This window comes from Vitreimonas flagellata (genome assembly GCF_004634425.1).
GTDB lineage: Bacteria > Pseudomonadota > Alphaproteobacteria > Caulobacterales > Aquidulcibacteraceae > Vitreimonas > Vitreimonas flagellata.
Window position 1 is genome coordinate 204547 of record NZ_SBJL01000003.1, and the last position, 23686, is coordinate 228232.

Below are 23686 nucleotides of genomic sequence, written 5' to 3' on the forward strand. Positions count from 1 at the left end.
TCCGGGGCCGTTTCGCTTGTGACCTATGGCGTTCCGATCGGCGGGCCGCCGGGTTGTTGCTGATCCGGCGGCGGACGCTGTGGGCCGTCGCCGAATTGATAGGTGATGGCGAAGCGCACGCGCGTGCCCGCACTGTCGATTTCGGTACGTTCGAAATACGTGTCGGTGGTGATCTCGTTGAAATTGGTTTGCGTGCCGAAGAGATCCTGCGCCGACAGCGTGCCGTAGATGCGATCCGCGAGCTTGCGCCGCCAGGTGACGTTGGCGACGACGAACTCATCGAGATCGCTCTGCAGCGTGTGGCGTGGGCCCTGGAAGCGCAGCTCGAACTGCACTTGATCAGCGTCGATCGCGTTCTGGTCGGGGTCGCGATAATCGAGCGAAACGGCGCCATCATATTCGAATTCGTTGCGCCGCTCGGTAACGCCGCCGCTTAAGAAATCGAACTCGCGCTCCATGAGGTTCACATTCGCCGAATAGCGCCAGTGTTCGCTGATCGGGCCGCGCACGATCGCTTGCAGGCCGCGTTGCTCGCTCGTGCCTGCGTTGACTGTGGTGGTCAGAATGGTGCCGTCGAGCAGCGTTTCGGTGAAAGGCGAGAAGATGTCGTCGCTGATGCGATCATAGAAGGTGAGGCTGAGGCTACGCCCATTGTTCTGATAGGTGAGGTTGGCCTCGTAGGCGTCGGTGAGCGACGGCTCCAGGTCCGGGTTGCCCCGTGTGGCGCGGTTGACGTCGACGAAGCGCAGAGCCGGATCGAGCTGTTGGAAGCCTGGTCGCTGGATGCGGCTGGTGTAGCTGAGATCGAGATTGACATTCTCGCTCAGGCCGCGGCGCACATGGATGCTGGGGAATGTGCGCAGGTCCGCATCGTCGCTTTCAAGCCCGCCGGACATGACCTCGCGACGATAATTCTCCAAGCGCACGCCGGGTTGCCATGTCCAGCCCGCCGCCTCGAATTGAAACGTGCCGTAGCCCGCAAGCGTTTGTTGGCGGCCTTCGAGCAGCGCTGAGAAGTCCGCTGGGATAGCGGGGCCCACCAAGGTCGTGCGCGCGGTTTCGATGTCGGTTTCGGAAATATCGAAATTGAGACCTGCGCTGAGGAAGCGCTCCTCGCCGAAGGGGCGCTCGTATTCGAGCCGCGCATTGGCGCTGTCGGTATCTTGCTCGTTGAGCGAGCGCGATTCACGCGCTGTGCCAACCAGCGGCGTATAGGCGAATTCTTGCTCGAACTGGACGCCATTGCTGCCGACATTGATGTTCGCTTTCAGCAATTCGCGCGGCAGCGCGCCGTCTTGCTGGAATTCGAAGGTCAGACCCTGATTGTAGAACTCGACCATGTTGAGATTGGTCTGCGCCGACGCGGGTGCGCCGCTCTCGGTCGTTTCCGTGTCGCGCGTAATGTCGTTGCCGCCGCGCACGAGATCGAGCGCCAACGTGAAGCGCTGTTTCTCCGTAGGGCGATAGCCGACAGTCGCGCGGCCGACATAGAAGCCGCCGAACTCAATGTCCTGATCGCCTTCTTCAAGTGTGGTGTCGCCCGAGCTCAAGATCCGCCGCTCGCGGGTGAAGTCCTGCGATTGCGCGCCGCCCCAACCGCCGAAACCGCCGCTCAGCGACCACGGCCCGCGCGACCAATTTGGCGATACGCCCAGATGGTAGCTGCCCATCGTATCGTAGCCGGCTTGCACATTGCCGGTGAGCCCGCCATCCAGGCGCTGGCGCGTGATGATGTTGATGATGCCGCCGGAGGCCGCGGCCGAATGCTGGGCGCCTGGATTGGTGATCACTTCGATACGCTGGACTTCAGCGCCGGTGATGCCGCGCAGCACCTGCTCCAAGTTTGTGCCCGGCACCGGCTGGCCGTTGATCTGGATAGTGACGTTGTCAGCGCCCAGCAGGGTCACCGCGCCTGAGGGCGCCACGCTCACCGAGGGCACGCGGCCGAGCACGTCGAACATGTTGGTGCTCTGCGCGGCGGGATCGTCGCGCAGCGTGTAGGTGCGCCGATCGATACGAACCTGGTCGCCTGGCTCGGCGACAACGACGATATCGTCGCCAAAGTCTTCTTCTTCGGCCGGCGCTTCAGCAGCTGGCGCGGTCGGCGAAGGCGGCGATTGTTGCGCATGCGCGACGCTTGCGGCCGATACCAAGGCGGCGGACGCCGCCGCCACGAAAGTGCGCTTCACAGATGATTCCCCCGCGTTCCAGCGTCAGCGGAGACTGACGCGGAAACCTCAATGGATCATCCACTGGCGCCGAACCTGGGGCAGGCGATTGCAGCTGGTCCGGCCGAAATGTCGATCAGTCGAAAATATCGAACAGATCGAAGCCGCGGCGTTTGCGGCGGCCGTGTTGGTCGTAATGGCCGCGTTCGCCGTACTCGCCCCGCTCACCATACTCACCGCGCTCGCCATACTCGCCGCGTTCGCCGTAGCCATAGCCTTGTTGCTGGCGCGGGGCCTGTTGAGGTTGCGGTTGCGGCGGCGGTTGCGGGTGGGAGCGGCGGTACGCGTCCGGGTCTTGGTAGAATTGCTGGCGGTCTTGTTCGAACGCGGCGCGATCGTCGCGAGCGCCGGCGATGATCTTTTCCAGTTCGCCCCGGTCGAGCCACACGCCTCGGCAGGTCGGGCACATATCGAAAGCCACGTCGTCGCGCTTCACCTCGTTCATCGAGGCGTTGCAATTCGGGCACATCAACAGCGGCATTCGGTTCTCCCTTTCTTATGAAACGCGATATAGGAGCGGCGATCCGGCGCGGCCAGGGAAGGCGCGGGGACGCTGCGTCGCAGGGGCGATTGCCCTAGGGTGCCGCCGGTTCCGAATCTAACGGGCAGGGTGATGTCACATTCAGTTTCCGATGCGCTGAAGCGCGTAAAGCCGTCCGCCACTATCGCAATGAGCGCCAAGGCGCGCGAGCTGAAAGCGGCTGGCCGGAATTGCATCGCCCTCTCCGCCGGCGAGCCCGATTTCGATACGCCGCAAAACATCAAGGAAGCGGCGATCCGCGCCATCCAAGATGGCAAGACCAAGTACACCGACGTCGACGGCATCCCGGAGCTTAAGGACGCGATCTGCGCCAAATTCAAGCGTGAGAACGGCTTGGAATACAAGCGCAGCCAAGTGAACGTGTCGCCGGGCGGTAAGCCGGTCATTTTCAACGCCTTCCTGGCCACGCTCAATCCCGGCGATGAGGTGGTGATACCGGCGCCATATTGGGTGAGCTATCCTGACATGGCGCTGATATGCGGCGGCACGCCAGTGTTCGTCGAAACGCGGATGGAGAACGGCTTCAAGGTCGATCCGAAGGATTTGGCCAAGGCGCTGACGCCGCACACGAAATGGGTGCTGCTCAATTCGCCGTCGAACCCCTCGGGCGCGGCCTACACGCGCGCCGAGCTCGCGGCGATCGCAGCCGTGCTGATCGACTTCCCGAACGTGCTCATCCTCACCGACGATATGTACGAGCACCTCGTCTATGGCGATTTCGAATTCACGACGATCGCGCAAGTCGAGCCGCGTTTGTATGACCGCACGCTGACGATGAACGGCGTGTCGAAGGCTTATTCGATGACGGGCTGGCGCATCGGCTACGCTGCGGGCCCCGAATGGCTGATCAAGGGCATGGCGTCGGTGATGACGCAAACGACGTCGAACCCATCCTCGATCTCGCAATGGGCCGCTGTGGAAGCGCTCAACGGTACGCAGGACTTCATTCCGAAGAACAAGGCGCTCTTCCAAGAGCGGCGTGATCTCGTCGTATCGATGCTGAACCAGGCGCAGGGCTTGAAGTGCCCGACGCCGGAAGGCGCGTTCTACGTCTATCCCTCATGCGCGGACCTGATCGGCAAGAAGACGCCAGGCGGCAAAGTGATCGACAGCGACGTGACGTTTGCGATGGAGCTGTTGGAAGCGGAAGCCGTCGCCGTCGTGCACGGCACGGCATTCGGCTTGGCGCCGAACTTCCGGATTTCGTACGCGACGTCGAACACGGAGCTGGAAGACGCGTGCGCGCGGATTCAAAGGTTCTGCGCGAGCTTGAGCTAATCATCCCTCCCCGCATCGCGGGGAGGGGCAGGGGTGGGGACAGCTCAGACCTTCCGGACAGAGCGGCGCTCTCCCCACCTCCAACTCCTCCCCGCACGCGGGGAGGAGAGTCGATAACTAGTTCTCCAACTTGAACCTCAACCCCGCGCGCTCCTGCAGTCGCGCGATCAACGCGTCACCCATGGCGGCGGCGGGCGTCCAGATTCCGCCGGGCGTGGTGCTGCGCGGCGTGTCGTTCAGGCAGAGTGCAGCTTCGGAGATCATCTTTGACGTCGAGCCGTAGCCCGGATCCTTGTCGCCGCTGACGCCAACGCGCAGCGAGCGGCCGTCGCTCAGATTGCCGACATAGAGCACGTCGAACATGCCGGTTTCGCGCTGTTCCTTGTTGGGCCCTTGGCCGGGCTTCGGCAGCGCGAACTGGCGCAGCAGCGCGCGTGTCGGTGCGAAGTTCAATAGCGCGTTTTGCGTGCGCGATTGCTTGAGCATGCCACGCGCGCGTTTCTCACCGTCAGCGCCGCCGCCGGTCATCATCATTTCGTCGTAGGTGAAATCGCGGCCGTACGGATAGCCGGCGAGCGCGTTGGTGCGGTGCACGTTTTTGGTGTTGATCGCCGCCATCACGAAGGGCGCGGCCCACGAGCCGATGTCGGCATCTTCGATCACGGCATCGCCCTTCGGCTGATCGACCCCGCGCGCCGGCGAGAGCGCGAATGGATCGAGCATCGCAGCGCCAATGCTTGGATCGCGCTTGCTCGCGTCCAAGGTCGCCAGCATCGACGCCAGTGTGCCGCCGGAGAACGTGCCCTTCATTTTACGCACGCGACCGCGCACGCTTTGCACTGGCGCGTCGAAGCGTGCGCGCGCTTGCTGCTGCAAGAACCAAACGCCGCAATCGAACGGGATCGAGTCGAAGCCGCAGGAGAACACGATGCGCGCGCCGCTTTGCTTGGCGGTCGCGTCGTATTTGGCGATCATCGCCTGCATCCAGTTCGGCTCGCCGCAGAGATCGACGTAATCCGTGCCAACCTTGGCGCAGGCCGCGAGCAGCGGTTCGCCATAAAGCTGATAGGGGCCGACCGTGGTGATGATGGTGCGCGCACGTTTCGCCAAAGCTTCGAGCGACGCGGCATCGCGCGCGTTGGCTTCGATCAGCGGCACGCTGGCCGGCGCGCCGATCTCGGCGGCGACGGCGCGGAGCTTGGCAGGGTCGCGCCCGGCCATCGCCCAGCGCACTTGGCCTTCCGCACCGTAAGTCTTCAGCAAATGCTCGGCGACTAAGCGCCCGGTGAAGCCTGTCGCGCCGTAAACGACGACGTCGAATTCCTGTGCGCTCATCGTGCGCCCTCCCTTTTGCGCATGACTAGCATGCGACAAGCGTGCGTGCACCCGTGTGCGAGGCGTGGTCTAGTGTGCCTCTAAGATGCCGCCGCTCGCCATTGCCGCAGCGTTTAGCTCGGCCCTCATTCATGCAAGCTGGAACGCCGCCCTGAAAGGCGGACGTGGCGATCGCGTTGCGGATGCGTTTCTGATCGCGATCGGCGGCATCATCATGTGGGGCGTGGTTGCGCTTGTCTGGGGTGCGCCGAAGGCCGAGGCTTGGCCTTATCTGATTGCGTCAGTGCTGATCCATCTAATCTATTGGGTGGCGCTGTTTCGCGGCTACGACATGGGCGATTTGAGCCACATCTACACGCTCTCGCGGGGCTCGGCGCCGTTACTGGTGGCGGTGGGCGCGGCGATCACGGCGCACGAAGCGCCAGCGCCGCTGAAGATGGTCGGCATCGCGCTGGTTTCGCTTGGCGTGCTCGCGGTGGGCGTGAGCCCAAACGCGCCGCTGAAAGCGACGCTCTGGGCGTTGCTGATCGGGCTTTGCATTTCGGCGTATTCACTGGTCGACGCGCTTGGCGCGCGCGTCGGCGGCGATGCTTTGGTCTATGTGGCGTGGACATCCGGCGTTATGGGCGTGCCGATGATCGCGTTCGCGTTCTGGAAGCGCGGCGTGCGGCAGATGTTGCGCGACGCGGCCGTGGCGCCCTGGCGCGGCATCGCCATCGGAATCATCTCGTTCCTGGGCTACGGCCTCGTGCTCTGGGCGCAGACCTTCGCGCCCATCGCGCAGGTGACGGCGCTGCGCGAAACCTCCGTCGTGTTCGGCGCTTTGATCGCGTTTTTCATCCTGCGCGAGCGCTTGGGCCTGCGGCGCTGGGCCGGCGCGATAATCGTGGCCGCGGGCGCTGGCCTGATCGCCTTCGGCTGACTAGATTGCCGCCGTGGCAGACCTACACATCATCCGCATCGACGACGCCAAGGCGCTGGTTCGCGTCGGCGTCCCCGATCCCGAGCGCGCGGCCCCGCAAGAGGTGCGCATTTCCGTCGTCATGGCTTTGGCCGACCCGCCGGATTATCCGAACGAAGATCGCATCGGTGCGACCGTCGATTACGACCGCATCATCTATTTCATTCGCGACGACCTGGGCGAGCCGGCGCATCTGATCGAGACCTTGGCCGATCGCGTCGCCGGGCATTGCCTCTCGCTCTCGGAGCGCGCGCGCTGGGTTGAGGTGACGGTGAAGAAGCCGTCTGTGCTGTCGGGCGACGGCCTGGTGTCGGTGACGATTAGGCGAGAGCAAGCATGAACTGGGCCCTCGTAACGGGCGCGGGCCAAAGGCTTGGCCGCGCGGTGGCGCTGGAGCTGGCGGCGCATGGCTGGGGCGTGGTGATCCATTATCGCCACTCGGCCGGGGAGGCCGAGGCCGTCGCGGCCGAGGCGCGCCAGAGTGGCGGCGCGGCGGCCATCGTCGGCGCTGATCTCGATGATGCGGCCGAGCGCCATGCGCTGATCTCGCGCGCGGTGGAAACGGCCGGAGGGCCGCTGACCGCGCTCGTGAACACGGCGGCGATGTTCGAGCACGATACGATCGACACTTTGAGTGAGGAATTGTTGCAGCGCCATATTGCGCTCAACACGTTCACGCCCTCGCTGTTGGCGCGTGAGTTCGCGGAAGCGCTGCCGGATGGCCAACGCGGCGTGGTCGTGAACTTCCTCGATTTCAAATTGGCGAGCCCATACCCGGATCATTTCTCCTACACGCTCTCGAAATACGCGCTCGCGGGCGCGACGGAGCTGTTGGCGCGCGCGCTTGCGCCGAATGTGCGCGTGAATGCGATCGCGCCGGGCTATGTGTTGCCGGCGCCGGGGCAGGCGAAAGCGGATTACCAGCGTTTGCACGACGACACGCCGCTGCAGAGCGGGCCGACGCCGGAGAACATCGCCCACGCCGCGCGCTTCTTGATCGAGAACGACGCGGTGACGGGGCAGACCATCTACGTCGATAGCGGGCGGCGCTTTCGCACGTATGAGCGCGACATGGGCTTTATGTGAACGCGTATCTCTATCTGGCCGGCGCGATCATCGCGGAAGTGATTGGCACGACGGCGCTGAAGGCGTCGGACGCGTTCACGAAATTCTGGCCGTCTGTCATCGTCGTGATCGGCTACGGGATCGCGTTCTATTTGCTCTCGTTGACCTTGAAGACGATCCCGACCGGCGTGGCGTACGCGATTTGGTCAGGCGTCGGCGTGGTGCTGATCGCGCTCGCTGCGTGGCTGCTGCAAGGCCAAAAGCTCGACGCCGCCGCAATGATCGGCATGGCGCTCATCGTCGCCGGCGTTGTGGTGATGAATTTGTTCTCGAAAACGGCCGCGCATTAGCGGGAGCGTTCAAGACGGCCCAGCGCGCCCTTTGAGTAAGCGCTCAATTCGCCAAGGCGCTCCCAGATAGCCACTGCCAGAAACAGCAACACAACCTAGTATCGCATGATCGTACCAAGGCATGGCTTGCTGCCTTAATCCGCCAGCTATCGACGCGATCGCCCTGTGCCCGCGGTCACATCGTTATGGCTAAGGCTCTACTACCTTCAACTCATCGGAGCGCGGTGCTCCGGTTCACAGAGTTGGAGCTAGAAATGACCAAGTTTTACGCCCTCGTCGCCGCCCTCGCAGTGTTCGCGCCGGCCGCCTACGCCACGGTTTGGCAAGCTGCGCAAATCACGGCCGTCTAAGCTCTCCGCCCCAAATCCCAGGCCCTGAAGGGCGCAAGATCAAAGGCGAGATTATGAGAATGCTGGATATTTGAAGGGCGTCGGTCGAACCGGCGCCCTTGGCGATATTATACTTGACGTACCCTGACTTGAGCTAACCCCATGGCCGCTCTCAGAGACACATCGGAAACGGAGAGGGCCAAGCCCGACAAATCGGCCTGCGGTGTCAGGTTGCCGTTTTGGAAAATAGTCCTAGAGGGGTAGGAATTTTGTCCGCGATCGCTTGAGTTGGCGGGGGCTCGCCCCAACCGGGCGATACTGCCCCGATTACACATTATTGCATCCACGAAGGTACCCGAGCCAGATTTCTGGGGTACCCCAGCTTGACGGGGTACCCCATCACCCTGTTGAACCGGAGCATGGTTGCTCCTCTTGTGATTCAGAGGTTTCTAACCATGTCTGTTTGCCACCCATGAATCATCAATTTGTCAAGCTTTAGTTGTAGATTGGTGCGAATCTAAGTGGTATGATGACTTGTCGGCGCGGGGAACTAGGCAACTTTTGCCAGCGATCAGCGTTGATATTGGATTTTGATTCTAGCGCCCCAAAGAAAGGAGGCGAGTGAAATGACCGATACTGAGTGCCAAAAACTCGCCGCCATTTTCGCGCGTAAGCGTGATGAAGACGGCTTGCTGGACGTGAAGTTCTTCTTCCAGAGCCTATCTGAAACGACGGCAGAAGAAGTATGCGCGGAAGTGAATAGCCTCTATGCGGCTGTTGAAGCCGGCAAAGTGAAGCCGTTGGATTTTGGCGATCTCGCCTGGAAGTCCTAAGTCTCACTAACCTGTGACAATGTTACAAATCAGGTATAAGGGCCTCGGAGACACCTCCGAGGCCCTTATCATTTTCTGATTTTGCATGACCGACTTTGTAGTCAAATACGTGCGTTGCTTCTCGATGGCTCGGCGCGTGGAGCACCTTTATTGGACGCACACCGAGGGCGACGACGCGCTAAATCGCGTTTCGATAGAGAATCTTCAGCGGATCATCGAACTGGTCACCGGCCTTAAGGTTGTGAAGCAGGAGGTCGATTTCGATGCGGAGCGTCTGCGCGGAAACTACGAGCGCTACGCGGATCACATCATCGTTCGAGTTCGCGCCAGCCTGTCGCCGCTTTGGAAGCGCTTCACGGTGGTGAAGGAGCTTTGCCACGCACTCCTCGACGACCCTTCGGAGTTTTCGCCCGATGGCTTGAAGACGATACATGACTTGGTCGGCTTTCGCGGCTTTACGATCGATCAGGTTTCGGGGGAAACTCAATCCGAGCGCATTGCTGAGATCATGGCTCTAGAGGTGATCTATCCTCTGGAAAATCGCAGGCGAGACGCCGCTGAAATCAAAGCGAAATCCACTTCTATAATCGATGTTGCGGAGCGACGCGGAGTGCCGCCTTATTGGGTCGGTTTGGCTACCGACGATGACTACATCGCAAATTCAGAGAAGCTGTGGGACTTGATCGCCCCGTTGGACGCCAAATTTAAAGCCGAACCGTCGTCGCCCTGGAAGGCGTGACGATTATCATCGAGGCTTCTTCGCGTCCGCAGGCCTTACGGCTTTCTCAAAAACCCGCTCAAACGCTTTTCCGCTTTCGTCGGCGCCAATCTCGCGCGCCGCTTCTTTGAAGCGTTCGTGTTGGGACTTTGGATCTTCGGGTGGGTCTTTCTTCTTGGGCATCAAATCATCTCGCTTTGATTTCGGCGCCCACTACCTTGCCGGAAATCGCTTTCGCTATGCCGCTCGCATCCTCCTTAGAGGTGCCGGCGGCCAGGGCGAGATAAACGTCACTTCCGTTTTCAAGAACGAGAATGAGGCTTAAGCGGCCGGTGCCGTCATCTGAGATCAAGGTCTTGTGCTTTTGAGCCATGGCCCAGCTTAGCGCGATTTGAGTCAGTCGTCGTCAGCGGCAGGGGGTATTTGCTCGGGCCGTCGCTTGTGCGGCTCCGGGAGTTTCCCATCCCTTTGCGCTTTAGCCACCAGCAGCTTGAGCCCGGCTCGCAATATCTCAGTGTGGTTGTCGCCGTAGTACTGTTCGATCAGAGCGGCGATGAAAAACTCGTCACGCTCGGACAGGCGTATCGTGTGCCCCTGTCGCGGCTTCCCGCTTTTGTCTTTTGGTTTGCGTCCAGCCACGGCTGGCTATCGTTAACCACTCAATTACGAATTACAATGTAATACGAAATGAACCACAAGAGATGTTCGGCTCGCGCCGTCCATTTTGGCAGGGTGAGACCTGTGGTTTTCGGTTGTACGGCTCCGGCGACGTACAACCTAACTCTTGCGCCGGGACTGTCTCCAGCCGGACTGCCCAAACCAAGGGCCGGTCCGGCACCACAGCTTTTGTGGATGCGCGACTATATGCGCGGGTATGGTTATCGCCGTATTAATAGGTTCGCGCGATGACCGCTGAGTCTCGTGGAAAATTCGCAAGCGAAATGTCTTGCTGGGATGGCGCTTTCGCTTGGGCTTCCAGCGGGAGCGCCTGCGCCGCTTTGGCCTAGGCGGTCGCTTCGCTTTGCCGACCAGTTGTTCGGTACGTGAGCCGCTTCCCCGTCACGCCTTCTACGATCTTGGTGAAGCGGGCCACGTCATCCACGCCTAGCTTGGCACGGTTCGAGTACCGGAAATCAAATTCAGCCGTGTAGCGATGCAAGTGGTCGCGACCGCAGTGCTGGTACACGCCCTTCATGCCGCGTTTGAAAACGCTGTAGTAGCCTTCCACGGTGTTCGTGTGGACCCACGGCGCGTCCTTAGAGACGTACTCGCCTTTGCTGTGCGTCGTGGAGCCGTGGAAGGTTTGATGTTGGCCGGGCGCCTTGTATTGCGGCGCCTCATCGGTCAGCAAATAGGCTTCTTTCGCGACGTTCTCGTTGAGAATGCGCTGCACTTCATCGGTCGTGAACTCAGTCATGACGAAAGAGCGCGCGGCGCCAGTGTCGCGATCGATCAGCGTCAAAACGCGATTGTAGTTTTGAACGCTAAGAGTGCCGTCTTCGCGCGGTTCTTTGCGAGGATCGACACCTTGCAGCGTTTCGTCAGCCTCTACGCCGCCAAAGCCAGAACCGAACATTCCGCCCTTGGTATCCTTCATCGCTTCACGAATGCGATGGGAAAGAAACCAAGCGCTCTTGAGCGTCACGCCGAGCGTGCGCGCGAGCTGGTTGGAGCTGATGCCTTTCTTGGAAGACGCCAGCAGGAACATGGCTTGAAGCCAAATGTGCAGCTTGATGTGGCTGCTCTCGAAGATCGTGCCGACCTTCACGGTGAAGGGCTTACGGCATTCCTTCGCGTAGCACTTATAGACGCCTAGGCGGGTGCTCTTGCCCTTGAGCGGACCGCTGTCATCGACAGAGCCGCAGTGCGGGCAGACACGACCGTTCGGCCACACGCGGGCTTCAACCCACTTGTAGGCCGCTGCTTCGTCGCGGAAGTGCTTGGCATCTAGAACGCTACCCATGCCCTAGAGATAGCCGGTAAAGCTGGGTACGTCAAGTATAATATCGCCGCGCCCTTCTTCATTGTGCAAAAAGTTCTTGTTATGTTCTGTTGTGTGACTATAGTCCTAGATCATGACTCGCGACCCATTGCATGGACGCGGCGCGCGCACGAATGCGAGCGGCCGATACGAGCGCTTTGCCCGCGAAGAGTTCGATGACGGCTGGGCCAATGAGCCGATCCAGAAGCTGGAAACGATCGTCACGCGCGAACTGGCCAAGACCATCATCTCGACCAATCAAAGCCCCGACATTTCCTTCGACCAATCGATCAACCCGTATCGCGGCTGCGAGCATGGCTGCATCTATTGCTACGCGCGGCCGAACCACGCCTATGTCGGCCTGTCGCCGGGGCTCGATTTCGAGACCAAGCTGTTTGTGAAAGCCAACGCGGCGGAATTGCTGGAGCGCGAATTCGCGAAGCCCAGCTATCGCCCGCGCACGATCATGCTGGGCGGCGTCACCGACATTTATCAGCCGATCGAGCGCGGCTATGGCGTCACGCGCGCGCTGCTGGAGGTGATGGAGCGCTGGCGCCATCCCGTCGCGCTGATCACCAAATCGCAGCTCGTGATCCGCGACATCGATATTCTCGCGCGCTTGGCGGAACGGGGCCTGGCGAAAGCCGCGATCTCGGTGACGAGCTTGGATCGGCGCATTTCGCGCGTGATGGAGCCGCGCGCGGCCGCACCGCATCGGCGCATCGAAGCGATCCGCGCGCTCACGGATGCGGGCGTGCCGACGACGGTGATGGTCGCGCCTGTCGTGCCGGCGATCAATGATCGCGAGATCGAAGCCATTCTCGAAGAATGCGCGAAGGCGGGCGCGAGTGCGGCAGGTTATGTCGTGTTGCGGCTGCCGCTGGAGATCAAGGATCTCTTCCGCGAATGGCTGGCGCAGCATTTTCCTGACCGGCAGACGCGCGTGATGACGATCGTGCGCCAGATGCGCGGCGGGCGCGATTACGATCCCGAATGGAGCAAGCGCCAGAAGGGCGAGGGGCCGTACGCGCAGCTGATCGCCGATCGTTTCGCCAAGGCCTGCCGACGCTTGGGCCTCGATAAGCCGCGCTTGGCGCTCGATTGCACGCAATTCCGCCGCCCGCCGGATTATGGCGACCAGGGGGACCTTTTCGCGGTTCAGTAGCGTTGCCGGGCGTCTGCGGCTAAGACCGTCAGGCGAGGTAGGAGGACCACAATCCATGCGCACCGACAATCAGCGCCGTTCGGACAATTTCCAGGATCGTGGTCGCGGTTCCGGCGGCGGTGGCGGCGGCGGTTTGCCGGCGGCGGCGTTGTTCTCGATCCTGCGCCGCATCGGCATTCGCGGCAGTCTGATCGCGGGCGTCGTGCTCGCCGGCGTGTATTTCTTCGCGCCCCCCGCGATCAAGCAGATGATTTTCGGCGCATTGCTTGGCGGCGTGCCAGGGCAAACGCAGAGCGTGGCGGGCGAGGGCTCGACGTGCGAGGCGCACGCAGAGGCTTGCGATTTCTCGCGCGCAATTTTGGGTTCCACAGAAGATGTCTGGCGCGCGCAATTCCAGCAGGGGCGTTTGCCGAATTACGGCGTGAACCCTGGGCAATATCGTGATCCGACGCTGGTTGTGTTTTCGGGCGCGGTGGCGACGGCGTGCGGCAATGCGACCTCCGACGTCGGTCCGTTCTATTGCCCGGCTGACAGCTTCCTCTACATCGACCCGACCTTCTATCAGGTGATGCAGGATCGCCTGCGCGCGCCGGGCGATTTCGCGCAAGCCTATGTGATCGCGCACGAAGTTGGGCACCACGTGCAGAATGTGATCGGCGCGACGCAACGCCAAGTGCAGGGCGAAAACCAGAACCAAACCTCGGTGCGCGTTGAGCTGCAGGCCGATTGCTTCGCTGGTGTTTGGGGGCATACGGCGCAAGCCTCGCTTGCGATCGATGACGCGGATTTGCGCGAAGCGTTGAACGCCGCGCACGCGATCGGTGACGACGCGCTCGGCCATTCGGATGAGCGCCAATTCACGCACGGCTCATCGGCGCAGCGCATGCGCTGGTTCCGCCGCGGCTTCGATAGCGGCGACGCGCGCCAGTGCGATACGTTCGCGGTGGGCAATTACGGGCAGCTCTAACTCACACCAATCCCCGGATGCGCACTTGTGCGCAGTCCGGGGCCCATACGCTCAGGCGCTTGTGTTTATGGGTCCCGGATTTCGCTTCGCCCATCCGGGAATGGGTAGCGCTTAAGGCTCCCAGTCCTCAGACTGATCGATCAGGAATTGGCGAAAGGCGGCGATGCGCTTGGAGCGCTTTAGATCGCTTGGATAGATGAAATAAACTTCGAAACTCGGGCCCGGCAGATCGGGCAGAACTTTCACGAGGTTCGGATTTTCGCGCGCCATGTAATCCGGCACGGAGGCGATGCCGAAGCCGCTCTCGACGGCGCGCAACATGCCATAGACGTTGTTGATCTCTAAGAGCGGCGGGCGTGGCTTTGCGTCTTCGCGGCCGGCGCGCTGCGCCCAATCCAATTCGCGCATCGGCGTCGGGATGTTGGCCTGGTAGGCGATGATGCGGTGGTTATCGAGTTCCACGACATCTTTCGGCGTGCCGTGACGCTTCAGATATTCGTTCGACGCATAAAGGCTGACGCGCACTTCGAAGAGTTTGCGCTGGATCAGATCAGCGTGCGTCGCCGCCCACAGACGGATCGCGCATTCGGCTTCGAGCTTCAACAGATCGAACTCGCGATCGTCGAGCAGGCATTGCACGCGCGTCTCGGGGTATTTGTCGGCGAAATGCACGAGGCGCGGCGCAAGCCAGGTCGAGCCGAACGCGACGGGCGCGGTGATTTTCAGATCGCCGATCACCTTCTCGCGCGCGTCCTTCAGCGTGCTTTCCGCGATCACGGCCGCACCCGCCATTTCGCGAGTGAACTCGCGCAATGCCATGCCGGGGCCGGTCAGTAGGAGGCCGCGCGCGTGGCGCTGGAACAGGGGGACGCCCATCTCGTTTTCGAGTGCCGCGATCTGGCGGCTGACCGAGGATTGGCTGACGCCCAATTTCTCGGCCGCGGCCGTCAGCGAGCCGGTTTCGGCCGCGAAGTGGAAGGTTTTGAGCTTATCCCAGTCCATCAAGGCCGTATTTCCCCGCCCTATGGCGCCCGTTCGGCGGCCTCTTTCTTTGCAATATTGCATAGCTCACCGGCGCGGTCGATAGAAGGGGGCGCACGCGTGAGGATTGTTGGATGCTGATCCAGGACATTTCCCACATTCAGCTTTTCCGGCTGGGCTCCTCGGTGGTGACCGTGGGCGGCGTGTTCGGCGCGCTGATGCTGGTCGTGCTGTTCATGGCCGCTTCCTGGATCATCGGCACGGCGCTGAAGCGCATCCGCGGCCGCCAGCGGCTCGGGCAGGGCGCGGCTGCGCTCTACATCGCCGAGAAGGTGCTGACCTACGGCTTGGTCGTGTTCGGCTTGGTGGCGGGGCTTTCTTCGCTTGGCATCGATCTTTCCTCGGTCGCTGTGTTCGCGGGCGGCTTGGGTGTCGGCATCGGACTGGGGCTTCAGGGCATCATCAAGGAATTCGTCTCGGGCCTCACGCTCGTGTTCGATCGCGCGATCCAGATTGGCGATTATGTTGAGATGCACGACGGCACGCGCGGCGTGGTGCAAGAGATCGGCCCGCGCGCCACGCGTGTGCGCAACAACGACAACGTCTATTTGCTGATCCCGAATTCCAAGCTGATCGAAAACACGATGATCAATTGGACGCGGCGCGGCGAGACGCGCCGCATCCATGTGCCGTTCCAAGTCGCGATCGGCGCCGATAAAGAAAAAGTGCGCGAATGCGTGATCGCGGCTGCGCGCGACGTGCCGTTCACCTTGCCCGATACGGATGAGCGCCGCACGCAAGTATGGCTTGTTGGTTACGGCGATAGCGCGTTGAAATTCGAACTGATCGTCTGGCCGACGCTGGAAGCGGTGAAGCGGCCGAAAGCGATGAACGCGGCGTACACTTGGGCGATCGATGATGCGCTGCGCGCCGCAGGCGTCGAGATCCCGTATCCGCAGCGCGACATTCGCCTGCGCACGTTCTTTGGCGAAGAGGGCGACGACGCGCTGGCGGCGCTGAACTTGCAATCTAAGCCGCATCCTGTACCCGCCACGCCTGCGCCGAGTGTGAATGACGCGGCCGAAGACGCGCTCCGGCCGGAGCCCGAGCCAGAGCCGGAAATCGCGGAAGAGCGACGCGAGCCTTAACGCCGGCCCATGAGACACGGCGCGCGGACGCGCCGCGCCGTTCGGCTGAACGCGCGTTTGAAGTTCACACACCGTCATCCCGGACACGCGAAGCGTGATCCGGGACCCAGGAGCCGAGGCTTATGCGTTTGCCCCTGGGTCCCGGGTTCTCAGCTTTGCTGAGCCCCGGGATGACGATTTAGCTTGTGTCGGTTTGAGCGTGCGGAAAGCAGCGCTCATGTTCAGCGCGCGTTGCGGGCCAGACGTGGAGTTCGGCGTCGCGTTGGACGCGGGGGGCGACGTAGGGCGAGCGGGGTTGGCGTTTGAGGGCGATTTTGGCGAGGAATGTTTTGGGCGCGCGGCGGAGTTTGCGGGCGAGACGCTTAGCGTAGGGCAGCGGTTTTTCCAGCACGCGGCTGAGCGCGTTCATGCGGCGAGCAGGACGAGTTTTCGCACGAGCGCTTCGAGCGCGGTGAAACGCGGAAGTTGATCTGTTAAACTCTACCGTCATCCCGGCCGGAGCGAAGCGGAGAGCCAGGACCCGGGGATCGTAAAGCGCAATGCGTCGGCCCTGCGTCCGGGACCGCGCTCCCGCCTTCGCTCTGCGCGCTTCGGCGGGCAAGCCGCGCGTCCGGGATGACGGAGCTTTTGTCGGGTTGGGGGTGGAGACTGGCGAGCGATTAAGCGGCTGCGCCGGCTTTCGAGCGCGCGTGGTCGAGTTCGAGGTTGGCCAGATATTTCTCCGCTTCGAGCGCGGCCATGCAGCCCATGCCGGCGGCGGTGACGGCTTGGCGATAGGTGTCGTCGGTGACGTCGCCGGCGGCGAACACGCCAGGGATCGAGGTCTGCGTCGTGCCGGGCCTCACGATGATGTAGCCGCTGTCCTTCATCTCGACCTGGCCTTTGAAGAGCTCGGTTGCGGGCGCGTGGCCGATGGCGACGAACACGCCGTCGACTTTGCGTTCTTCGCGCGCGCCGGTTTTGACGTTCTTCAAGATGATGCCGGTGACGCCGGGCGGGCTTTGTTCGCCTTCGATCTCTTCGACGGCGGTATCCCAGACCACCTCGATGCGCGGGTGATTGAAGAGGCGCTCCTGCAGGACTTTCTCGGCGCGCAAGCTGTCGCGGCGGTGGATGAGCGTGACCTTCGAGGCCAAGTGCGAAAGGTAGAGCGCTTCTTCCACTGCGCTATTGCCGCCGCCAATGACCGCGACTTGCTTGCCGCGATAGAAGAAGCCGTCGCAGGTGGCGCAGGCGGAGACGCCGAAGCCTTGGAATTTCTGCTCGCTCGGCAAGCCCAGCCATTTTGCTTGCGCGCCGGTGGCGATGACGAGCGCGTCAGCGAGATAGATTTGGCCGCTGTCGCCTGTGAGGCGGAATGGATGTTGGTCCAATTCGGCTTTGACGATGATGTCGTCGGCAAATTCAGCGCCGACGTGCTTGGCCTGCGCCTTCATCTGCTCCATCAGCCAGGGGCCTTGGATCGTGTCGGCGAAGCCCGGGTAATTCTCCACGTCCGTCGTGATGGTGAGCTGTCCGCCCGGTTGGAGGCCCGCGATCAGCAAGGGCTTGCGCAGGGCGCGGGCGGCATAGATGGCCGCGGTATAGCCGGCAGGGCCGGAGCCGATGATGATCACGGGGGCGTGGCGGGCGACGGGTTCGGTCATGGGACGGCCTTGCAGGGATTCGAGCTGTCTCAATATGGCGATTGCCAGAATGGATCAAAGGCCGGGCGCCCCTGCGGCGTGATCACAGCGTCGCGCCCATGCGCGCTCCGATTGCGTCGGGAACCGTTCCGTATATGTTTGATCGCGCGGACGAATTTGGCGGGCGGCAAGCGTGCAGCGGAAGATTTTGGTGGTTGAGGACGACCGTTTGATCGCGATGGAGCTGGAGGAGCGGCTGGTCGAGCTTGGCCATGCCGTGCTGGGGCCTGCCCATACGATCGCCGAGGCCGAGGCGTTGCTCGCCGGCACGCGGCCCGATTGCGCCTTGCTGGACGCGAATGTTGGCGGTCAATCGAGCGTCGCGCTGGGCGTGAAGCTAGCGGAGCTTGGCGTACCGATCGCGTTCTGCACCGGCTACGACGAGATCAAGAACGCGCCGCCTGCGCTGGCGAGCGCGCCGGTGCTGACCAAGCCGATCAGCGACGCTGAGCTGCAGGCGGGTTTGAGCAAGCTGTTGGGCTAAACCGCCCGCCACCCCATTAGCGCCAGCGTGTGGCCCTCGGGATCTTTGAAGGCGCGGAGCATGAGTTCGCGGCCGGGGGCTTCTTGGAGCTTTTGCGCGGGGTGCAGGAAAGCGATGCCGGCGCCTTCGAGCTTGCTTTCCGCAGCGCTCCAATCGCGCGGTTCGAAATAGATCACGGAATCGCCGCCGATCGCTTGGCCGGGTTGGGCGTGGCCGATCATCAGACGCGTGGCGCCGGATTGGAAAAACGTCATGCCGTTGGTTTCGAACAGAACGGGCAGGCCAAGCGTGTCGCGATAGAAAGCGACGAGCGCGATCGGATCGGCGCTGGCGATCGCGATCTGGGCGATGCCGGAGATCAGTGGCGTGGGCGTATTCATGGCGCTTCTCCCTCTCTGCATATAGTTAGTTTGACTAACTAATGACGTCAAGCCAGAATTCACACCATGTCCCGCACGCTCGACACCGCGATGCATCTTCACTCAGCCGCGCTGCGTTTGCTGCGCGCGGTGCGCGTGGCGGATGCGGAGACGGGCGTGTCGGCGCCGAAGCTCTCCGCGCTCTCGGTGCTGACGTTCGGTGGGCCGATGAGTTTGAGCGCGTTGGCAAAGGCCGAGCAGGTCCGCGCGCCGACCATGTCGAAACTGGTGGCGGATTTGGAAGCGGAGGGCTTGGTGGTGAAGCGCGCTGACAAGGCCGACAAGCGCGGCGTGCGTATCGAGGCGACCGCGAAAGGCCGCGCGCTCATGGAAGAGGGGCGCAAGAAGCGCCTGGCGCTTTTGTCCAAGCGGCTGACGCGCTTGAGTGCTGCGGAGCGCGCCGAGCTGCACAAGGCCGCGGATCTGATGCTGCGGCTCGCGGCGTCCGATGATCGCGCGTAGCGCCAACGAAAACGCCGCCCGGCGGAACCGGACGGCGTCTTGAAACTCAAAGCTCGGAAGCTTGCCTTAACGCGGCTTCGGCGCCGGACGCGGCAGCAGGCCTTCACGCTGGGCGCGCTTGCGGGCCAGCTTACGGGCGCGGCGCACAGCTTCGGCGCGTTCACGCGCACGCTTCTCGGACGGCTTTTCGAAGTGATTGCGACGCTTCATTTCGCGGAAAGTGCCTTCCCGCTGCATCTTCTTTTTGAGCGCCTTCAACGCCTGATCGACGTTGTTATCGCGTACGAAAATCTGTACCAGGACCGTCTCCCGCGAGCTTGCGAAACCAATACCAAACCGGCCGCCGGGGCGGATGCGCCAGGGCCTGAGTTAAAGCGAAGGCGGGCTGATAGCAAAAGGCCGCGCCCGTGTCCATGCTGGAACGGGTCGACGGCGGGGGCCTGCAGGCTTATTTTTCCAGCATGACCGTCACCCCCTCAGCCCGGTTCCGGGCCCGGATTTTGGACGTTTTCCCAGCCCATGCCGCTGAACAGGGCTGGACTGACGCGGCTTTCAAGGCGGCTGTGGCCGAAACGGGGCTTTCCGAGGGGGAGGCGGCCCTGGCTTGCCCGCGCGGGGCGGTCGACCTCTTCGACGCGTTCGCCGAGCGGGCCGACCGGGCGATGCTCGACCGGCTGGATGAGCTCGATCTGGACGCCATGAAGATCCGCCAGAAGGTCCGCGCCGCCGTCCAGGTGCGGCTGGAGGCGCAGGCGCCCTACAAACAAGCGGCTCGCGCCATGACCCGCGCCTTGAGCCGCCCGGACCGCGCGCCTGAAGCCACGCGGCTTCTGTGGCGCACGGCTGACCGCATTTGGCGCGCGCTAGGCGACAAGAGCACCGACGGGAATTTCTATTCGAAGCGCGCGATCCTCTCCGGCGTGCTGGCCAGCACCTATGTGCGCTGGTTCAGCGATGAGAGCGAAGACCACGAAGCGACGTGGGCGTTCCTCGATGCGCGCATCGAGAACGTGATGCAGTTCGAGAAATTCAAAGCGCAATTGAAGCCGGTGGGCGAAGCGGCGCAAAGTGCGCTCGGCATCGCGGCGCGGTTCCGCTATGGGCGGTAATCGCGCGGGTAATTTCCGTTCTCCTAAAATCGCAGCAAGGCGCCCTGGATTGGCGCGGCGCATCTTATGTTGGTGCTCTCACGGTCCCGTGATGGAGGCGCTTACATGCGTGCAGCTCCGGTACGGTTCTTCAATGCGGCGCTCTGGCCGCTGACGATTTGGTCAAGCCTGACGCATCTCGAAGAACATCCCGCTGACGATTACGTCGAGCGGACATCACCCATTGTCGCCAGTGCGATTGCGTTTTGGATTTGCGCAATTGCGCTTCTTGTTCTCTCGACGCCAACCGCGATCACCATGGGCGGCGTCTTGGAAGACGGCAGCGAAGCGTTTGCGGTGGTGCGGCGTTCAGCCGGTTCGATCGTCGGCGTGCTGCAACTCTTCACGCCGGTGATCTACGTGTTCGGCTTCTGGCTCTTCACGGCGCGCGACGAAGCGTACCCGCGTTAGTCTGCCTCTGCCTCAAGCTCGGCATCGTCGAACACGAACGCGGGCGGTGGCTGATCATTGCGCGCGGCGTCGAACAGGGCGCGCGCATAGCGCGCGCTTGAGCCGCCGTGTGGCGCGTAAAGCAACGGGCGCAACACAGCGGCCGCCGCGTCGTACTCGCGCGCGACCATAAGTTCGCGCGCAACCGTGAGGCGGATGTGATCGGCCTGCGGCGCGAGTTCCAGCGAACGCGCCAGCACATCCAAATTTTCGCTGCTCATGGGGCCATAGCCCTGGATGAAGGTGCTGGCGTAGGCAAAGAGCGTCGGAAAATGGTTCGGGTCGGCGCGAAAGCCGCGCACCAATTCGCGACGCGCAACGCGCAAAGTCTCGACGCCCCGCTCGGGATTTAGCTCGCCTTCCTTGAGGTGGCTGCGCGCCAGCAGGTAGCGGGCCTCGGTGTTGGCTGCGTCGATCGTGAGGGCTGCGTCCAATTGGTCGCGCGCTGCTTGCCAATCGTCCAACAGAAGCGCGCTGCGCGCGGCGGCGATACGCGCTGCGACATCGCTCGGGTGACGCGCCGCGAGCGCCTGAACCTCGGCGGCGAAGCCTGCGATCTCACTCTGCTGGTAGGCGCCGTTCCGCAGGCGCGCGAGCGGCAAAAGCAGGTCGTTCATCGCCACCGGTAGCCGCGTGATGGCGATCTCGATCGTGGTTTCCGGCAGATTGAAGTTGAGAACGTTGATGCGGCTGCGTCGGAACTCAAGCAATTCGCGGCGGAACGCCTCGGGCGTAATGCCGAAGGCGGGCTCGAACGCTTCGATTGGGTCAGCACCTTCGCCGAGCGCTTCCACATAGCGGTCGAGGCCCGCGCGCCGCTCCGGATTGTTGGACAGGTAGATCACGGCAAACCACGCATTCGCATAGAACCGTCCGCCAAAATTATCGACATTGCGTACGCGCTCGGGCGCCAAGAGTGCTTCGATGGGGAGGATGCCTTCGTAGGTGATCCAATCGCCGCGATGCTCTGACGGCAAGCCCACGGCCACGCGCGTGCCGCGGATTTCAATGGATGAGACGTGCTCCGCCCAACCTTCGACGTACCATCGCGGGTACGCGTCAGGGAAATAGTGCAGCATGAAATGGTGTGCGTATTCGTGAAAGAGCACCGTGCCTCGATCAAGCCCGCCCTGATCGTTGTAGATCACGAAGGCCGCGATTTGCTCCGCGCCAGCATGATAAAATCCGCGCACGGTTTCGCCCATGCGCGGATTGACCCGCTGCAATTCGTTGAGATTGCTGACGAGATAAACTTCGAGCTTCGTCTGCGCGGGCGTGGCGGCGGCGCCTGTGAGTATGCGCAATGTGCGATCGAAGTTTTCGAGGGACTCGGTGGCGCGGCGAAGCGCGCCTTCGCTCATCGCGCCATAAACAATGAAGTTCGCGGATTCTGCGCGTCGCCAGCGGCCGTCTTGTGCGCTGGCTGGCGCAATGCTGAATGCAAGCAGCGCCATCACGAGTGCAAGAATACGTGCGATCATTGTTCCCCCACTACTTGGAGGGTACAACCTTGGCGCGCCGGGTGCGACTGTTTTGTTAGCGCAGCTTCAGCTTGGTGACGTGGCCCATTTTGCGGCCGGTGCGGGCGTCGCGCTTGCCGTAAAGGTGGAGGCGCGTGTTTGGATCGGCGGCGAGCTTTTCCCAATCGAGCGCTTGTTCGCCGATCAGATTGAACATCTCGCAATCGGCGACGCGCGTGGTGGGACCAAGCGGCCAGCCTGCGATAGCGCGGATGTGCTGCTCAAATTGCGAGGTCAGCGCGCCTTCGATGGTCCAGTGCCCTGAATTGTGGACGCGCGGGGCCATTTCGTTAGCGACGAGGCTGCCGTCGTCCATGACGAAAAATTCGATCGTCAGCACGCCGACATAATCGAACGCTTCGAGTACGCGCTTAATCGCTTCGCGCGCGTTGACCTCAACCAGTTCGCTGACGCGCGCCGGCGCTTGCGTGCGCGAGAGAATGCCGCCGGCATGTTCGTTTTCGCAGAGATCGAAATAGGCGATCGCGCCATCTTGCCCGCGCGCGGCGATGATCGAGATTTCGCAGACGAAATTGCAGAAGCCTTCGAGAATGCCGGGTGCGCCAAGTTTTCCGTAGGCGCCGGCGACATCGTCGCTGGTCAGCAAGCGAATCTGGCCGCGGCCGTCATAACCGAGGCGGCGCGTTTTCAGGATTGCGGGCAGGCCGATCTCGGCGACCGCTGCTTCGAGTTCTTCTTGCGATGAGACGGCGGCGAAGGGCGGCGTGTCGATGCCGGCGCTTTGGAAATAGCTCTTCTCGTCGAAGCGATCCTGCGCCACCGCGAGTGCATGCGGATTGGGGGCGACGCGCGCCCCGCCCGCGATCAAGGCTTCGGCGGTTTGCGCGGGGACGTTCTCGAACTCGGTGGTGATGACATCCACACGTTGTGCAAACGCGGTGAGCTCTTCGACGTCTTGATAGTCCGCAATCACGGTCAGCGCCGACACGCGCGCGGCGGGGCTGTCTTGTTCGTCGGTGTAGATCGCGACATCGAAGCCGAGTTGTTCGGCGGCGTGCGCGAGCATGCGGCCCAATTGCCCGCCGCCGAGGATGCCGATCGTGCCCCCTGGCGCAAGCGCGCTCATGTCAAGCGTTCGCTGACAGCTTCGGTTTGTGCGGCGCGATAAGCGTCGAGGCGCGCGGCCAGCGCATCGTCATTGAGCGCGAGGATAGCAGCGGCCATCAGCCCTGCATTCACCGCGCCCGCTTCGCCAATCGCCAACGTGCCGACCGGGATGCCCTTCGGCATCTGCACGATCGAGAGCAGGCTATCGAGGCCCTTCAGGTCTTTGCTTTTCACCGGCACGCCCAACACCGGCAGCGGCGTCATTGCGGCGGTCATGCCCGGCAAGTGTGCAGCGCCCCCCGCGCCGGCGATAATGACCTTAAGCCCGCGCGACTTGGCGGACTCGGCGTAATCGTAGAGCCGCTTTGGCGTGCGGTGCGCGGAGACGACCTTGGCCTCGTACGCGACACCCAGCGCCTCCAAGATCTCGGCGGCGCCCTTCATCGTGTCCCAATCGGACTTGGAACCCATAATCAGCCCGACGAGCGGGTGGGGGGAAGCCATTGCGGGCTGCTCCTAAAAAACGGCCTGCTAATGGAATCCGGGGTTTTCGTCCAGGGGCTACCCCTT

Annotated in this window: 27 protein-coding genes; 14 read left to right on the plus strand and 13 right to left on the minus strand. The window is 62.5% G+C overall.

The genetic code is table 11. The features are described from left to right. Positions 1–23: 23 nt before the first annotated feature. Positions 24–2189, minus strand: coding sequence for a TonB-dependent receptor plug domain-containing protein (locus EPJ54_RS13810; RefSeq protein ID WP_135212324.1), 2166 nt, complete (start codon positions 2187–2189; stop codon positions 24–26). A 115-nt stretch (positions 2190–2304) separates the two neighbouring features. Beyond that, the gene (locus EPJ54_RS13815; protein ID WP_135212325.1) at positions 2305–2709 is read right to left on the minus strand and encodes a TFIIB-type zinc ribbon-containing protein; all 405 of its coding nucleotides are present in this window, start codon (positions 2707–2709) and stop codon (positions 2305–2307) included. Between the two features lie 132 nt (positions 2710–2841). On the opposite strand from EPJ54_RS13815, the gene EPJ54_RS13820 reads away from it, so the two are divergent. Further along, on the plus strand, positions 2842–4047 hold the full coding sequence (locus EPJ54_RS13820; protein ID WP_135212326.1) for a pyridoxal phosphate-dependent aminotransferase: 1206 nt from the start codon (positions 2842–2844) through the stop codon (positions 4045–4047). 117 nt (positions 4048–4164) lie between these two features. On the opposite strand, the gene EPJ54_RS13825 is transcribed toward EPJ54_RS13820, so the two are convergent. Continuing rightward, on the minus strand, positions 4165–5382 hold the full coding sequence (locus tag EPJ54_RS13825; protein ID WP_135212327.1) for a saccharopine dehydrogenase family protein: 1218 nt from the start codon (positions 5380–5382) through the stop codon (positions 4165–4167). Positions 5383–5467: 85 nt separating this feature from the next. Between EPJ54_RS13825 and EPJ54_RS13830 the strand changes: the two genes are divergently transcribed. From EPJ54_RS13830 to EPJ54_RS13855, 6 genes are all read left to right on the plus strand, one after another. After that, positions 5468–6304: a DMT family transporter gene (locus tag EPJ54_RS13830; protein ID WP_135212328.1), complete on the plus strand. Its 837-nt coding sequence runs from the start codon at positions 5468–5470 to the stop codon at positions 6302–6304. 13 nt (positions 6305–6317) lie between these two features. Beyond that, positions 6318–6683 carry a dihydroneopterin aldolase gene (locus tag EPJ54_RS13835; RefSeq protein WP_167755730.1) on the plus strand — a complete coding sequence of 122 codons (366 nt, stop codon included), beginning with the start codon at positions 6318–6320 and terminating at the stop codon, positions 6681–6683. After that, positions 6680–7429 (plus strand): SDR family oxidoreductase, encoded by a 750-nt coding sequence (locus EPJ54_RS13840; protein WP_135212330.1) that lies wholly within the window; start codon positions 6680–6682, stop codon positions 7427–7429. The genes EPJ54_RS13835 and EPJ54_RS13840 overlap by 4 nt, the downstream gene beginning before the upstream one ends. Beyond that, the gene (locus tag EPJ54_RS13845; RefSeq protein WP_135212331.1) at positions 7426–7758 is read left to right on the plus strand and encodes an SMR family transporter; all 333 of its coding nucleotides are present in this window, start codon (positions 7426–7428) and stop codon (positions 7756–7758) included. Before EPJ54_RS13840 ends, EPJ54_RS13845 begins: the two co-directional genes overlap by 4 nt. A gap of 955 nt (positions 7759–8713) precedes the next feature. Next, the gene (locus EPJ54_RS13850; protein ID WP_135212332.1) at positions 8714–8920 is read left to right on the plus strand and encodes a hypothetical protein; all 207 of its coding nucleotides are present in this window, start codon (positions 8714–8716) and stop codon (positions 8918–8920) included. Positions 8921–9056: 136 nt separating this feature from the next. After that, the gene (locus EPJ54_RS13855; RefSeq protein ID WP_135212333.1) at positions 9057–9659 is read left to right on the plus strand and encodes a hypothetical protein; all 603 of its coding nucleotides are present in this window, start codon (positions 9057–9059) and stop codon (positions 9657–9659) included. Positions 9660–9825: 166 nt separating this feature from the next. Here EPJ54_RS13855 and EPJ54_RS13860 read toward each other — a convergent pair whose 3' ends face one another. From EPJ54_RS13860 to EPJ54_RS13870, 3 genes are all read right to left on the minus strand, one after another. Continuing rightward, positions 9826–10011: a hypothetical protein gene (locus EPJ54_RS13860; protein WP_135212334.1), complete on the minus strand. Its 186-nt coding sequence runs from the start codon at positions 10009–10011 to the stop codon at positions 9826–9828. Positions 10012–10034: 23 nt separating this feature from the next. Further along, the gene (locus EPJ54_RS13865; protein ID WP_135212335.1) at positions 10035–10277 is read right to left on the minus strand and encodes a hypothetical protein; all 243 of its coding nucleotides are present in this window, start codon (positions 10275–10277) and stop codon (positions 10035–10037) included. Positions 10278–10641: 364 nt separating this feature from the next. Then, a complete protein-coding gene (locus EPJ54_RS13870; RefSeq protein WP_135212336.1) occupies positions 10642–11601 on the minus strand; it encodes an IS1595 family transposase in 960 nt (319 codons plus the stop codon). Positions 11602–11713: 112 nt separating this feature from the next. Between EPJ54_RS13870 and EPJ54_RS13875 the strand changes: the two genes are divergently transcribed. Together EPJ54_RS13875 and ypfJ are read left to right on the plus strand one after the other, a co-directional pair. Next, complete coding sequence (locus EPJ54_RS13875; protein ID WP_135212337.1) at positions 11714–12784, plus strand: PA0069 family radical SAM protein; 1071 nt, start codon at positions 11714–11716, stop codon at positions 12782–12784. A 55-nt stretch (positions 12785–12839) separates the two neighbouring features. After that, positions 12840–13751, plus strand: a complete 912-nt coding sequence (gene ypfJ, locus EPJ54_RS13880; protein ID WP_135212338.1) for a KPN_02809 family neutral zinc metallopeptidase — start codon at positions 12840–12842, stop codon at positions 13749–13751. A gap of 111 nt (positions 13752–13862) precedes the next feature. Here ypfJ and EPJ54_RS13885 read toward each other — a convergent pair whose 3' ends face one another. Continuing rightward, a complete protein-coding gene (locus EPJ54_RS13885; RefSeq protein ID WP_135212339.1) occupies positions 13863–14753 on the minus strand; it encodes a LysR family transcriptional regulator in 891 nt (296 codons plus the stop codon). A gap of 113 nt (positions 14754–14866) precedes the next feature. On the opposite strand from EPJ54_RS13885, the gene EPJ54_RS13890 reads away from it, so the two are divergent. After that, positions 14867–15880, plus strand: coding sequence for a mechanosensitive ion channel family protein (locus EPJ54_RS13890; RefSeq protein WP_135212340.1), 1014 nt, complete (start codon positions 14867–14869; stop codon positions 15878–15880). Between the two features lie 659 nt (positions 15881–16539). Here the strand turns inward: EPJ54_RS13890 and trxB are convergent. After that, positions 16540–17526: a thioredoxin-disulfide reductase gene (gene trxB, locus EPJ54_RS13895; protein WP_135212341.1), complete on the minus strand. Its 987-nt coding sequence runs from the start codon at positions 17524–17526 to the stop codon at positions 16540–16542. Positions 17527–17698: 172 nt separating this feature from the next. Between trxB and EPJ54_RS13900 the strand changes: the two genes are divergently transcribed. Continuing rightward, positions 17699–18049 carry a response regulator gene (locus tag EPJ54_RS13900; RefSeq protein WP_135212342.1) on the plus strand — a complete coding sequence of 117 codons (351 nt, stop codon included), beginning with the start codon at positions 17699–17701 and terminating at the stop codon, positions 18047–18049. Here the strand turns inward: EPJ54_RS13900 and EPJ54_RS13905 are convergent. Further along, positions 18046–18429 carry a VOC family protein gene (locus EPJ54_RS13905; RefSeq protein WP_167755731.1) on the minus strand — a complete coding sequence of 128 codons (384 nt, stop codon included), beginning with the start codon at positions 18427–18429 and terminating at the stop codon, positions 18046–18048. The two genes, EPJ54_RS13900 and EPJ54_RS13905, sit on opposite strands and share 4 nt — an antisense overlap. A 66-nt stretch (positions 18430–18495) precedes the next feature. On the opposite strand from EPJ54_RS13905, the gene EPJ54_RS13910 reads away from it, so the two are divergent. Continuing rightward, positions 18496–18930, plus strand: a complete 435-nt coding sequence (locus tag EPJ54_RS13910; protein WP_135212344.1) for a MarR family winged helix-turn-helix transcriptional regulator — start codon at positions 18496–18498, stop codon at positions 18928–18930. Positions 18931–18996: 66 nt separating this feature from the next. Here the strand turns inward: EPJ54_RS13910 and rpsU are convergent, their stop codons facing one another. Further along, positions 18997–19230 carry a 30S ribosomal protein S21 gene (gene rpsU / locus EPJ54_RS13915; RefSeq protein ID WP_135212345.1) on the minus strand — a complete coding sequence of 78 codons (234 nt, stop codon included), beginning with the start codon at positions 19228–19230 and terminating at the stop codon, positions 18997–18999. A 113-nt stretch (positions 19231–19343) separates the two neighbouring features. On the opposite strand from rpsU, the gene EPJ54_RS13920 reads away from it, so the two are divergent. Together EPJ54_RS13920 and EPJ54_RS13925 are read left to right on the plus strand one after the other, a co-directional pair. After that, positions 19344–20039: a COQ9 family protein gene (locus tag EPJ54_RS13920; RefSeq protein ID WP_239590971.1), complete on the plus strand. Its 696-nt coding sequence runs from the start codon at positions 19344–19346 to the stop codon at positions 20037–20039. Between the two features lie 105 nt (positions 20040–20144). Next, entirely contained in the window at positions 20145–20489 is a 345-nt protein-coding gene (locus EPJ54_RS13925) for a hypothetical protein (protein WP_135212347.1), read from the plus strand. Here EPJ54_RS13925 and EPJ54_RS13930 read toward each other — a convergent pair. From EPJ54_RS13930 to purE, 3 genes are read right to left on the minus strand one after another with little or no spacing between them, the layout of a single operon-like run. Continuing rightward, on the minus strand, positions 20486–22009 hold the full coding sequence (locus EPJ54_RS13930) for a tetratricopeptide repeat protein (RefSeq protein WP_135212348.1): 1524 nt from the start codon (positions 22007–22009) through the stop codon (positions 20486–20488). The two genes, EPJ54_RS13925 and EPJ54_RS13930, sit on opposite strands and share 4 nt — an antisense overlap. A 55-nt stretch (positions 22010–22064) precedes the next feature. Next, positions 22065–23135 carry a 5-(carboxyamino)imidazole ribonucleotide synthase gene (locus tag EPJ54_RS13935; protein ID WP_135212349.1) on the minus strand — a complete coding sequence of 357 codons (1071 nt, stop codon included), beginning with the start codon at positions 23133–23135 and terminating at the stop codon, positions 22065–22067. Further along, on the minus strand, positions 23132–23620 hold the full coding sequence (gene purE / locus EPJ54_RS13940) for a 5-(carboxyamino)imidazole ribonucleotide mutase (RefSeq protein WP_135212350.1): 489 nt from the start codon (positions 23618–23620) through the stop codon (positions 23132–23134). Before purE ends, EPJ54_RS13935 begins: the two co-directional genes overlap by 4 nt. Between the last annotated feature and the right edge of the window lie 66 nt (positions 23621–23686).